The sequence below is a fragment of the Thioclava indica genome, from assembly GCF_000714545.1.
Lineage (GTDB): Bacteria > Pseudomonadota > Alphaproteobacteria > Rhodobacterales > Rhodobacteraceae > Thioclava > Thioclava indica.
In genome coordinates this window covers 1-12,446 of the sequence record NZ_AUNB01000053.1, presented here as the reverse complement: position 1 = coordinate 12,446, position 12,446 = coordinate 1, and the positions used below count along the sequence as shown (strand labels likewise).

Below are 12,446 nucleotides of genomic sequence, written 5' to 3'. Positions count from 1 at the left end.
CGCCAGCGCCGAGAGATACCCCGCCAGCGCCATCTGCCGCGCAAGCGCCGCGCGCAGGATTTCAGAGCGCTTGCCCGGCGCATTGGCCAGATGCAGCGCCCAATCAAGATAGGCAAGCGCGGCCGAGGCCGGCGACAACCCACCCGTCAGCCGCCCCTCACTGGCATGCAGCATCAGATCAAACGGATTGGCGCGAGGCGTTGTCTTCGTCATCACTCAGGTACTCACCTTGGTTACGGCGCGCTTGCCCGCCCCGGACTCAGTGGCATTTTTCGCATCGGCTTGCGCTTTGCGTCGGTATCAAGCCGTTGCAAGTCACTGGCGAACTCCGTGAGGTGCTTAGCTTGTCACGCCCATTTGCGACCGTGCTGGCCCCCGCAGGGTTCACGCAACTTTGTGTCAGCGCGGCCATCTATTCAAGACCTCGTTTGAAGACAGCCTGCATATCGGGCATGCGAATCTTAGGGGGGCATTTGGCATGGAAATGCGCGCTTAGGCTTTCTCGATGCGCACCGGCACCCCTTTGGAACCCGGCGTTTTTGACAGCTGATCGTGCAGCCCGACGGGCACCAGCACGTTGCATTCGGGGTAATAGCCCCCCACCGTGCCACGCGGCAAATCGAACGTCACGACTTTCAGCCCCTCAAGACGGCGCTCCACCCCGTCGCCCATATCGCCGCGCACCACCACCGGATCACTATGTTCAAGCCCAAGATCGGCCATGTCGATCTTATTCATCAACAGCACGTCGCGGGTGCCCTCAATGCCGCGGAAGCGGTCGGAATAGCCATAAACCGTGGTGTTGAACTGATCGTTCGAGCGCATCGTAATCATCACGAACCGCCCCGGCGCAGGATCAAAGCCCAGCGCGTTCAGCTTGTCGGGCGTGGTGAATTCCAGCTTGCCGCTTTCGGTGTTCCAGACGCGTTCATGCGCCGGATTGCCGCGCCAAAAGCCGCCCGGCTCGTTCATACGGGCGTTGAAATCACGGAAATCATCCGGGTAAGTCGCCTCGATCAGATTGCGCACAACGGCGTAATCCTTGACCCATTCACCCCATTTCAACTTGGGATTTGGCGGTGTGGCCGCCTGCGCAATGCCACAGGTGATCGCAAGTTCCGATTTCAGCAGATCCGAGGCCGGCGGGTGTTTTCCAAGCGAGCCGTGGATCATCGAGAAACTATCCTCGACGCTCACATATTGATTGCCCGTCTCTTGCTCATCGACCTCCGAGCGGCTGAGGCAGGGCAGGATAAACGCCGCCTGCCCCGGATACAGATGCGAGCGGTTGAGCTTGGTCGAAATCATCACCGTCAGCTTCTGTCCCGGCCACGCAGTTTCAACACGCGCGGTATCGGGCAGCGCGCGCACCAGATTGCCACCAAGGCAGAGCGTGGCCGAAACCTTGCCCTCCATCATCGCCTGCGCGGCGGTGACAATGTGCATCCCGTCCTCGGTTGGTGGGTCGAAATCGAACAGATCGCGCAGCTTATCCATCGGGATCAGCGCGGTTTTCTCGGCAATCCCGACCGTGCGCTGGCCTTGCACATTCGAGTGACCGCGCACCGGGCAACAGCCCGCGCCCAAACGCCCGATATTGCCGCGTAGCGCAAGGAAATTGACCAACATTCCGATATTCGTGGCACCATGGGCGTGCTGGGTCAGCCCCATACCGTAAACGCCAATCACGCGCTTTGCCTTGATGTAAATCTCGGCGGCTTGGCGCAGTTCGGCATCGCTTAACCCGCATTCCTCGCAGATCGTGGGCCATTCTGTTGCGCGGCAAAAGGCGATGAAGGCTTCGTGGTCATGGCCATGCTCGCGCAGGAAATCCCAGTCGATTATCGGTGCGCGACCTTGATCTTGCGCTTTGTCATCGGCCTCGATCACCGCCTTGCACAGCCCAGTCAGCGCCGCGATATCCGACCCTGCCTTAAGCTGATGATACTGATCCGAGATTTTGGTCTCATGGCCCGTCACCATGTCTTGCAAGTTTTGCGGATCGACGAAACTGACCAGACCCTGTTCGCGCACGGGGTTGAAGGTGACGATCTTGGCGCCGCGATCCTTGGCCTCTTTCAGCGGGCGCAGGAAGCGAGGCGAATTGGTGCCGGGATTCTGGCCGAAGAAAAAGTAGCAATCGGTCGCGTCAAGATCTTCCCACAACACGGTGCCAACCGAAGACCCGATGACCTTTTTCAGCCCCACGGACGTCGTTTCATGGCACATATTCGAGCTTTGCGGCAGGTTGTTATTGCCATAAACGCGCGCCATCAGCGCCCAAAGATAGCTTGCCTCCAGCCCCGCATGGCCCGAGGAATAAAACACCACCTCTTGCTTGGGCAACGTCTTGAGGATCGCGCCGATCTCTGCAAATGCCGCGTCCCAGCTGACCTCGCTGTAGCGATCGGTTTCAGGGTCGTAGCGCAAGGGCGCAGTCAACCGCCCGGTCTTTTCCAACGCGTGATCGCTCCAGTCGCGCAGATCGGCAACATTGTGATCCTCCCAAAATTCCGGCGTGCTTCGCGCGCTCGTCATTTCCCACAATGTCGCTTTCGCCCCGTTCTCGCAAAATTCGAACGGATGATAATTGGCCGGCTTGGGAAAGGCGCAGGACGCGCACATAAAGCCGCCCGGCTTGTTCTGCCGCTTGAGCGTGCGCATCACATCGGGCGAAGGCCAGCTCTCCCCGAATATCCGGCTGATCCCCTTGAGGGAGCCCCAGCCGCCTGAGGGGCCAGTGTCTTCGGGCAGATCATCAATCTTGGTCATAGGGGCCTCCTGAATGGGTAAAAAGCGCCCCGACCGCGGGGAGGAGTGACGGTCGGGGCGCTTATCGGGGTCTAAGGGACATGCGATGTAAACACAGGCGCGTCCGGTTGGTTCCGTTTTTCACCTAGTAGTGATGCTCATGCTCGGATGTCTTGCCGCGAAACACCCAATACGCATAGGCGGTGTAGGCCAAAATGATCGGCAAAAAGATCACCGCACCGACAAGAATGAACAGTTGCGACGAGGCTGGCGTGGACGCCTCGCGGATGGTGATCGACATCGGCACGATATAGGGAAAGATCGACAGCCCGAGACCCGCAAAGCTAAGGACAAAGATCGAGATCCCCGACAGGTAGGCGATCAACCCGCGATCCCTGCGGATCGCGCGCCAATAGCTCAGACCCGCGCCCAACAGCAGGATCGGGACCAGCGCGCTTAGCAAGATGCCCGGCCATGCAAACCAACGCTGGAAATAGTCGGGATTGAGAAACGGCGTCGCCAACGAGGCCAGCCCGATAAAGCCCAGCGTCGCGATCAGCGCGCGCTCTCCGATCCGGCGCGCCCGGTCATACAGATCATCCGAGGTCTTCAGCACGATCCACGCCGCGCCAAGCATCACATAGCCCGCCACCAGCGCCAGCGCCGTACCCGCGCTGAACCAGGTCAGCCAATCCATCGGCCCGCCGCTAAAGCTGCGCCCGGTGACGGCGGGGCCTTGCAACAGCCCGCCCAGCACCGCGCCTTGCGCCAGCGTAGCGATCAGCGAGCCGCCGAAAAATGCCTTATCCCAAAGCGGCTTCCAGCGCCGGGTTTTACCGCGAAATTCAAACGCCACACCGCGAAACGCCAGTGCCAGCAGCATCACGACCAGCGGCACATACAGCGCGTTCAAGATCACACCATAGGCCAGCGGAAACACCGCCAGCAGGCCTCCGCCGCCCATCACAAGCCAGGTTTCGTTGCCATCCCAAACCGGCGCAATAGAGTTCATCGCGCGGGTGCGGTTGTCGTCGTTTCCAAGGAAGGGAAACAAGATCCCCACCCCCAAATCAAACCCGTCCAGCACGACATAGATCAGCACGGCAAAGGCGATGATCGCAGCCCAGATTTCGGGCAAGTAGGTTTCCAGGCCGCTCATGGGTGGGCCTCCTCTTTCTCGGTGGTGACATCATCCAGCATGACCGCCGCCAGACCGCCCGCGCGCTGGGGCGTGTTCTCGACAGGCTCTGCCGCCTCTGGTCCGCGCCGCATCAGCCGCAGCAAGTAGAACGTGCCCGAGCCGAACAGGAACGCGTAGACCACCACAAAGGCGATCAGCGTCACCCAAGCGGTTGTGTGATCAAGGTTAGAGACCGACTCTGCCGTCGTGAACTGGCCATAGACCGTAAAGGGTTGTCGGCCGAACTCGGTCGTCATCCAGCCCATGATGATCGCGGCAAAGCCCCCGGGCGACAGCAGCAGGGCCGCGCGGTGATACCAGCCCGGCGCGTGCAGGCGCTTGCGCAACATCAGCCAGCCACCCCAAAGCCCGATTGCGGCAAAGGCAAAGCCCAACCCCACCATGATGCGAAACGTCCAGAACACAACCGACATCGGCGGGCGCTCATCCGGAGGGAAATCACCCAAGCCCGGCACTTCGCCATCCAGCGAGTGGGTCAGGATCAGCGACGAGGCATAGGGGATCTCGATCTTGTAATTGGTCGTCTCGTTTTTCTCGTCAGGAATGCCGAACAGGATCAGCGGCGCACCGGCGCGGGTTTCCCAATGGCCTTCCATCGCGGCGATCTTGGCGGGCTGGTGTTCCAGCGTGTTCAACCCGTGCTCGTCTCCCGCAAAGATTTGCAACGGCGCGGTGACCAGCACCATGCCCACGGCCATGCGAAACATCACCCGCACCGCATCATCGGCCGAGCCGCGCAGATGGTGCCACGCACCCACCCCCGCCACCACAAGCGCCGTGGTCAGATAGGCCGCCAGCACCATATGGACAAAGCGATAGGGCAGCGAGGGGTTGAACAGGATCGCCCACCAGTTTTCGGGGATGAACTGGCCCGCGTCGTTGATCGCATAGCCCACAGGCGTCTGCATCCAGCTATTGACCGACAGGATCCAGAAGGCCGAGATCAGCGTGCCCACGGCAACCATCAGCACCGCGAAATAGTAGATCGCGGGCGCTACCCGGTCGCGTCCGAACAGCAAGATGCCAAGAAAGCCCGCCTCAAGGAAAAACGCGGTCATCACCTCATAGCCCATCAGCGGCCCGATCACCGGCCCCGCCTTATCCGAGAATGCCGCCCAGTTCAGACCGAACTGATACGACATCACCACGCCCGAGACGACACCCATGCCAAAGACCACGGCAAAGATGTGTTTCCAGAATTCAAACAGACGCAGATAGACGTCGCGCCCGGTGATCAGGCGCAACGTCTCTAGCACGGCAAGAAAGCTGGCCGTGCCGATGGAAAAGGCTGGGAAAATGATATGGGCCGACACCACAAAGGCGAACTGTGCGCGTGCCAGATCAAGGGTCGATATGTCTGAGAGTGTCATGACGAACCGCTTTCGTTTCTGGTGGAAAGACGCGTGAGCGTTTATGGATCTACGGGGCGCGCCCGGGATCGGTTCACCATTCGTAGCGCGGCAGGCTGTCGCATGTCTCTAAAAGCCCCGCGCGAAAATGCGCCTAAGCCCTTTGATCCATGCACGGATAGGGGCGCGGCTGGAAAAAACCGGCGTTTCAACAGGTTCGCAGGCTTGCATCGCCAAGCCAGCCCCGGCAGCGGCGGTCATGCCCCCCAATCTACACGCCGAAAGCCACATTCAAATCATTTTAATGACATTTCGCACATGAGAACATATATAGAACATATGGCAAAGCAAACACTCGATCAAAAGCTGGCGATTCTCAGTGATGCGGCGAAATACGATGCGTCTTGTGCGTCCTCAGGTTCAACCAAACGCGATTCCCGCGATGGCAAGGGGCTGGGCTCGAACACAGGCAGCGGCATCTGTCACGCCTACGCGCCCGATGGCCGCTGCATCAGCCTGCTGAAAATCCTGATGACCAATTTCTGCATCTATGATTGCAGCTATTGCATCAATCGCGTGTCCTCCAACGTGGCGCGTGCGCGCTTTAGCGTTGATGAGGTCGTGAAGCTGACGATCGAGTTCTATCGGCGCAATTACATCGAGGGGCTGTTTTTGTCCTCCGGTGTCATTCGCTCGCCCGATGCCACGATGTCCGACATGGTGCAAATCGCACGCAAGCTGCGCCACGAAGAGAATTTTCGCGGCTATATCCACCTCAAAACCATCCCCGATGCCGCGCCTGAACTGATCGCCGAGGCCGGGCTGCTGGCCGACCGGCTGTCAATCAATGTCGAACTGCCAACCGATGACGCCGTGCGCCAATACGCCCCCGAGAAAAAGCCCGACCAGATCCGCAAGGCGATGGCCGATGTGCGCCTGCGCAAGGATGCGGGTAAGGATCGCTCGTTCACGGGCAAACGCCCGCCACGGTTTGCGCCTGCGGGGCAATCGACGCAGATGATCATTGGCGCGGATGGCTCTAATGATGCGACGGTGCTGGGGCAATCGACGCGTCTTTATTCCAGCTACAAACTCAAGCGGGTCTATTATTCCGCCTTCTCGCCCATCCCCGACAGTTCCTCAAAACTGCCGCTGATCCGGCCGCCCTTGCAGCGTGAACACCGGCTTTATCAGGCCGACTGGCTGCTGCGGTTTTATGATTTCCAGCTTGATGAGATCACCTCGGTCACGCAGGACGGCAATCTTGATCTTGAGGTCGATCCGAAACTGGCTTGGGCGCTGGTGCATCGCGCGGTGTTTCCGCTGGATGTGAACCGTGCCAGCCGCGAGATGCTGCTGCGCGTGCCGGGCTTTGGTGTGAAAACCGTCGAGCGTATTCTGGCCACGCGCCGCCATCGCAGCTTGCGCTATGAGGATTTGCTGCGCATGGGCGCGCTGATGAAAAAGGCGCAGCCCTTCATTGAGGCAGGCGGCTGGAGCCCCGGCAACCTGACCGACAGCGCCAATCTGCGCGCCCGCTTTGCGCCCCCGCCCGTACAGTTGGATCTGTTCTGATGCAGCGCGCCACTATTCCCGCCATCGGCGCGGCCAAGGCTTGGCGTGCAGCGGCGCGCGGGTTTCTTGCCGCCAATATCGCGCCCGAGGACATCTTGTGGGGCGATCACAGTGCCGCGCCCGACCTGTTCGCAACCGAAGCTCCGCCCTCTGCGCGCGGCGCGGTCACGGTGCCGCGCAGTTTCCTCGCGCTGGCCGAAAGCGTCGCGTGGCACAGCGACCCGCAACGTTTCGCGCGCCTTTACGCGTTTCTCTGGCGGGTGAAGGACGCCCCGCATCTGATGAGCGACCGCGCCGATCCCGACCTTGCCCGCCTGCGCCAGATGGAAAAAGGCGTTCGGCGCTGCCAGCACAAGATGACCGCATTCGTGCGCTTTCGCGAGATCGGCGCGCCCGATGCCCCCCGGCGCAGCTTTGCCGCGTGGTTTGAACCCACCCATCACACGGTCGAGCCCACGGCGGATTTCTTCGTGCGCCGCTTTGGCGATATGGATTGGCGCATCCTGACGCCCGACGTCTCGGCGATCTTTGAAAATGGCGCGCTGTCCTTTCACGAGGGCCATGCGAAACCCGATCTTCCCGATGATGCGGGCGAGCAGCTTTGGATCACCTATTTCCGCAACATCTTTAATCCCGCGCGGTTGATGGTGCGCGCGATGCAATCGGAGATGCCCAAGAAATACTGGAAGAACATGCCCGAGGCGGCCGCAATTCCCGATCTGATTGCGCAGGCCCCTGCCCGCGCCCGCGCGATGGCCGCCGCCGCGCCGACATTGCCGCCCGCGCGCATGGCGCAGGTTCAGGCGCAGCTTGCCGGGTGCCAATCCGCGTGGAACGGCCCGACCGAGGCCCTGCCCGCCGCCATTGCCGCCTGCACCCGCTGCCCGCTGCACCGCAATGCGACGCAGGCGGTGCCCGGCGAAGGCCCGCGCGACGCTGCGCTGATGATCGTGGGCGAGCAACCCGGCGATATGGAGGATCTGGGCGGCAGGCCCTTTATCGGCCCGGCGGGACAGATGTTTGACACCATCGCCGCGCGCGCCGGGTTGCAGCGTGAGGCGGCCTATCTCACCAACGCAGTCAAGCATTTCAAATTCGCCCCGAGGGGCAAGCAGCGCCTGCATCAGCGCCCCAATGGTTCCGAGATCGAGCATTGTCGCTGGTGGCTGGATGCCGAGATCGCGCAGGTCAAACCCAAGCTGGTCGTCGCGATGGGCGCAACTGCGGCGCAAAGCCTGACGGGCAACGGCGCGGCCATTCTGTCCCGGCGCGGCCAGATCGAAGAAAGCAGATCGGGTGTGCCCGTGCTCATCACGCTGCATCCCTCATATCTGCTGCGGCTCACGGATGCCGCCGCGCAGGAGCGCGCAAAAGCACAGTTTCAAGCGGATCTCGCGCAGGCCGTCGCGATCACGGCCTCCGGCTCGACCGCATCTAGCGGCGGCGCAAACATCGCCGCGCCGCCCTCATAGATCTGCCGGTCTCAGGTGATTTGCAGCGACCCTTTCGAGGCCATCAGCAGCGTCACCACGTCGGGCGCGGTCACCATCTCGTATTCGGGGGCCATCTGCTCGGCGGTAAAGCCGTTATGGATCATGCAGGCCCCGCAAATCCCGATCCGACCGCCGCCTGCCAGATAGGCCTTAAGCAGATCGTCCACCGGCTCGAACGGCTTGCCGATATCCATGCCTTCGGTCGCGCCGGGCACGCCCAGTTCGACCGCCTCGACCATCAAAAGCACCAGCGCGCTATGGCCGGCCTTAACCGCGTTGAGCGCCATCGTGAAGGCCACTGTGACCTTGGCGGGGTTGGATTTTCCGTCAAAGACGGTGGTGACGAAATCGGCAGTCTGCATAGCGTTCTCCTTTGCGGTCGCATGATCTGGACGTAGCCCACACTGCGCGCAATGCGAGTGCGCGTGAACAGCCAAAGTGACGCAGCCCGCAAAGGCCTGATCCGATCCCGCAAAAACCTGACGGTCAGATCCGCAACATCCTGAAAACCCATGGCATCCGCATACTCGGCGTTGCTCGGGGGTAGAACGCGGCGCAATATCGGCCTACAGAAACGGCTGCGAAATGCAGCTGTAGCGACGCTAAAGCCCCACTGCGACCAACGACTATCCGATGTTAACACGGCGTTGTTTCAAGAAATATTGCGCCTCATCCGAGGTTGGGTTTCGGACCCTGAGCGGCAGATTTCCCTGCCAATCTGGCGCTACGCTATAAGGCCATTCGTCATTCACTGCGACGTTTTCGAGCCGACCTTAAAAAGACGCTTTTCCTGAACATCACAAACGTGTCAGGTCGGCACATCGAAACTTCTTTCAGGCGCTGGCATGACGTTCGGGGTATTCTTAGCTGTGATCGGCGCGGCCTTGCTGCATGCGGGCTGGAACGCCATTGTCAAAAAGGGCCTGTCGAAACAGAGCACGATGTTCGTGCTGTCCATCGCACAGACCCTGATCGGCATCGTGGTGGCGCTTGGCAAACCGTTTCCCGAGCCCCAGGTCTGGCCTTGGCTCTTTGCGTCGGGCTTGATCCAGATGGCCTATCAGCTTCTGCTTGCCTATGCCTACGAGCAGGGAGACCTCAGCCGGGTCTATCCGATCGCGCGGGGGTCTGCGCCGATGATGGTGGCGCTCGTCAGCATCCTTTTCCTGTCCGATCCTATGGAAACGATAGAATATATCGGCGTGATGGTGCTTGGCCTTGGTATCGCGTTCATGGCGTGGGGAGCCCTCACAAACAGGGAATCGCGCCGTTTGCTGCCTTTCGCGTTCGGGTCCGCGCTCGCCACCGCCGGCTATACGCTGACGGATGGTCTTGGCGCGCGTGTGTCGGGCGATCCTGTGCAATACGTGGGCTGGTTGATGATCCTGTCGGCGTGCTTTTACATGCCCGCGGCCATCGCCCTGCGGGGCAACACGGTCATCCGGGCTGGCCGCAAGGACTGGATTCTCGGGCTTGTCGCGGGGGCGGCCAGTTTTGGCGCTTATGCGATCGTGGTCTGGGCCATGACAGTTGCGCCCTTGGCCCTTGTCGCAGCCCTGCGCGAAACCTCGATTCTGTTCGCGGTTCTCCTTGGCTGGTTGTTGTTCGGAGAACGGATGGACAGGGGTAAAATAATCGCCACCGTTCTGATCGTGTCAGGCGTCATTCTGACGCGACTATAACCGGCGGCATCTTGAGCTGACCCGCCGCAGGTCTGTCGTGTTTGGAAAGTCCAGTCCGTCCCGCAGACTATAAATTCACCGGCTCCACGATTGCAGCACGGCAGCGAATGTCTTTTTCGACAGGCCGCAGCGTTGCGATAGTCACGCGAACGGCCGCAATGGGCTGATCGCGATAGGTTCATGCAGCAAAAGTGATTTCCATACCGGGCGTTTCTCTGACGATGCCAAAATTTAGGCGCATTTCTTCGACAAAGCCCAAATCGCATCGGATATTTGGGAAAGTTCGCGCGTTTTCGTCGGCGACAATGTCGCGGCGAAACTGCGGGTTCGAGTTCAAATGCAGCCAATCCATGAAATGATGCTTTCTGCGCGTCGTTTGGGGGCGACGCGTGTGATCGGCATGATCCCGGAAAACGCGCCGTCCAAGATGAATGCAAGCAAACTGCTCGAGACACAGCGCGAGCGGCGGAAGGCGATGGCGTTCGACATACTCCACGCGGCATGCATCGCGCGGGGCTTCAACCGCTGCGTCTTGGGGAGCTAATCGACAGGCGGATCGCCAAACATCTTGCCCTATCGTGTCCCTATGCCCAGACTGTTGATACATGAAATCACGGGGCAAGCGGACGCGATTGCTGCACGCCCCAGCCCTTGGCTCGGAGAATGACATGCGTTGGTCCTATTCGATCGGGAAAATCCGGGGCACCGAACTCAAGGTGCATATCACCTTCTTCCTGCTGCTGATCTGGATCGCGCTTGGTGCCTATAGCACGCAAGGCGCGCAGGGGGCGATGGTGAGCGTGCTGTTCATTCTCGCGGTGTTCGCCTGCGTGGTACTACATGAGTTTGGCCATGCCACGATGGCGGCGCGTTTCGGGGTTAAGACGCCCGATATCACGCTTTTGCCGATTGGCGGGTTGGCGCGGCTAGAGCGGATCCCGGAAAATCCGCGTCAAGAAATCCTGATTGCGCTTGCGGGTCCGGCGGTGAATGTCGTGATCTGGCTCGTGCTGACGGGAGTGCTGGGCGCGGTCACGCGGTTTGGCGATCTGCAAACGCTGGAGAATGCCTCGCAGGATTTCTGGGGGCGACTTGCGCTGGTCAATTTCCTGCTGGTCGCCTTCAACCTGATTCCGGCCTTCCCGATGGATGGCGGCCGGGTGTTTCGCGCCACGCTTTCGCTCTTCATGGATCGGATCAAGGCCACCGAGCTGGCGGCACGCACCGGTCAGATCATCGCCTTTCTGTTCGCATTCTGGGGATTAACCGGCGGCAACCCCGTTTTAGTGCTGATCGCGGTGTTCATTTTCTTTGCCGCCGGGGCGGAAAGCTCGGACGCGGTCACGCGCGGGCTCGCTCACAGCGCGAAGGCGCGCGATGCGGTCATTACCACATTCCAGACGCTTTCGCCGGATGCGACGCTTGAGACGGCGGCGCAGATGATCCTGCACAGCTCGCAATCCGAATTTCCCGTGCTGGCCCCTGACGGGCGATTGCTCGGGGTGCTGACGCGCGCCAGCGTCTTGGCCCGCCCGCATGCCGAACATCGCGACGAGCCTGTCTCAAAACTTATGATCGCGGAGGTTCCCGGCGTGAGGCTGGACACCGGGATGGACGTGGTGCTGGACGCTTTGGCCGCAGGGCCCGCTCCGATCGTCGCGGTATTGGATCGCAGCGGACGTTTCATCGGATTCATCAATCGCGAGAATATCGGAGAATGGATGATCCTTGCGCGGCGCTGACAGTATCATGGGCACGGGCACAAAATGGCCAGAAACGCAGGCGGATAGCGCAGCGGCGTGCCGCCTCCGGGCGCTACCGGCCCACGAATTACCAATTGCAGGGGGGCGGGGCAGGATTCGTTATCGCTGAACAATAAAGTACACAGCGTCAATCGGCATCTACTTGCGATTGAAAACACCGCAATGCTGTTGCCATTTACGCCACAGTCGACACAATTCGCCCCTAAAACGACCCGTTTCGGGCTTTTGTTAACTATAAAATAATCCGGTGAACATATTTTCCTGTGATCAATTATCCCGCGAGAGGCCCTATGTTTGAGAACCAAAACGTTAAGACCGCCCGTGTTCTTCTTGCCGAAGATGATGAGACCAACAGAATGGTTATTCTTGCCTATCTGTCGGCTCTGCCCACACTTGAGTTGACGGTGGTCGAAGACGGGCGCGCCGCATTGGAGTCGGCAACCACAAACCAATTCGACCTGATGATCTTTGACCAGAACATGCCCTATATTCCCGGCGATCGGGTCGTTCGGCATCTGAAGGCCAGCGGCTCACTCAATGCCAATACCCCGGTCATCCGCCTCAGCGCGGATACGGCTCATGCTCGAGATGCCTCCAGCGAGGCCTCGAGATGCATCCATCTTTCGAAACCC

At 60.4% G+C, this 12,446-nt stretch carries 12 protein-coding genes; 6 read left to right on the top strand and 6 right to left on the bottom strand.

What is annotated here, in order from left to right; translation table 11 throughout:
* From DT23_RS14650 to DT23_RS14635, 4 genes are all read right to left on the bottom strand, one after another.
* Positions 1-213: poly-beta-hydroxybutyrate polymerase N-terminal domain-containing protein (locus tag DT23_RS14650; RefSeq protein ID WP_038132406.1), on the bottom strand; the 213-nt coding region annotated here is incomplete at its 3' end.
* Between the two features lie 279 nt (positions 214-492).
* Positions 493-2,772, bottom strand: coding sequence for an FdhF/YdeP family oxidoreductase (locus tag DT23_RS14645; protein WP_038132405.1), 2,280 nt, complete (start codon positions 2,770-2,772; stop codon positions 493-495).
* Positions 2,773-2,896: 124 nt separating this feature from the next.
* Entirely contained in the window at positions 2,897-3,910 is a 1,014-nt protein-coding gene (gene cydB, locus DT23_RS14640) for a cytochrome d ubiquinol oxidase subunit II (RefSeq protein ID WP_205618249.1), read from the bottom strand.
* Positions 3,907-5,322 carry a cytochrome ubiquinol oxidase subunit I gene (locus tag DT23_RS14635; protein ID WP_038132404.1) on the bottom strand — a complete coding sequence of 472 codons (1,416 nt, stop codon included), beginning with the start codon at positions 5,320-5,322 and terminating at the stop codon, positions 3,907-3,909. The genes cydB and DT23_RS14635 overlap by 4 nt, the downstream gene beginning before the upstream one ends.
* A gap of 318 nt (positions 5,323-5,640) precedes the next feature.
* On the opposite strand from DT23_RS14635, the gene DT23_RS14630 reads away from it, so the two are divergent.
* On the top strand, positions 5,641-6,876 hold the full coding sequence (locus DT23_RS14630) for a putative DNA modification/repair radical SAM protein (RefSeq protein ID WP_038132402.1): 1,236 nt from the start codon (positions 5,641-5,643) through the stop codon (positions 6,874-6,876).
* Positions 6,876-8,348 (top strand): UdgX family uracil-DNA binding protein, encoded by a 1,473-nt coding sequence (locus tag DT23_RS14625; protein WP_051697328.1) that lies wholly within the window; start codon positions 6,876-6,878, stop codon positions 8,346-8,348. The genes DT23_RS14630 and DT23_RS14625 overlap by 1 nt, the downstream gene beginning before the upstream one ends.
* A gap of 11 nt (positions 8,349-8,359) precedes the next feature.
* Here DT23_RS14625 and DT23_RS14620 read toward each other — a convergent pair whose 3' ends face one another.
* Positions 8,360-8,731 (bottom strand): DsrE family protein, encoded by a 372-nt coding sequence (locus tag DT23_RS14620; protein WP_038132401.1) that lies wholly within the window; start codon positions 8,729-8,731, stop codon positions 8,360-8,362.
* 483 nt (positions 8,732-9,214) lie between these two features.
* Between DT23_RS14620 and DT23_RS14615 the strand changes: the two genes are divergently transcribed.
* The gene (locus DT23_RS14615; RefSeq protein WP_038132400.1) at positions 9,215-10,051 is read left to right on the top strand and encodes an EamA family transporter; all 837 of its coding nucleotides are present in this window, start codon (positions 9,215-9,217) and stop codon (positions 10,049-10,051) included.
* Positions 10,052-10,229: 178 nt separating this feature from the next.
* On the opposite strand, the gene DT23_RS19595 is transcribed toward DT23_RS14615, so the two are convergent.
* Positions 10,230-10,403 (bottom strand): hypothetical protein, encoded by a 174-nt coding sequence (locus tag DT23_RS19595; protein WP_156023973.1) that lies wholly within the window; start codon positions 10,401-10,403, stop codon positions 10,230-10,232.
* A 39-nt stretch (positions 10,404-10,442) separates the two neighbouring features.
* Here DT23_RS19595 and DT23_RS14610 point away from each other — a divergent pair, with 39 nt between their 5' ends.
* The 3 genes from DT23_RS14610 to DT23_RS14600 form a co-directional block, all read left to right on the top strand.
* Positions 10,443-10,595: a hypothetical protein gene (locus DT23_RS14610; protein ID WP_156023972.1), complete on the top strand. Its 153-nt coding sequence runs from the start codon at positions 10,443-10,445 to the stop codon at positions 10,593-10,595.
* A gap of 124 nt (positions 10,596-10,719) precedes the next feature.
* On the top strand, positions 10,720-11,793 hold the full coding sequence (locus DT23_RS14605; RefSeq protein ID WP_038132397.1) for a site-2 protease family protein: 1,074 nt from the start codon (positions 10,720-10,722) through the stop codon (positions 11,791-11,793).
* Between the two features lie 311 nt (positions 11,794-12,104).
* A partial coding sequence (locus DT23_RS14600) for a response regulator (protein ID WP_038132396.1) occupies positions 12,105-12,446 on the top strand: 342 nt, incomplete at its 3' end.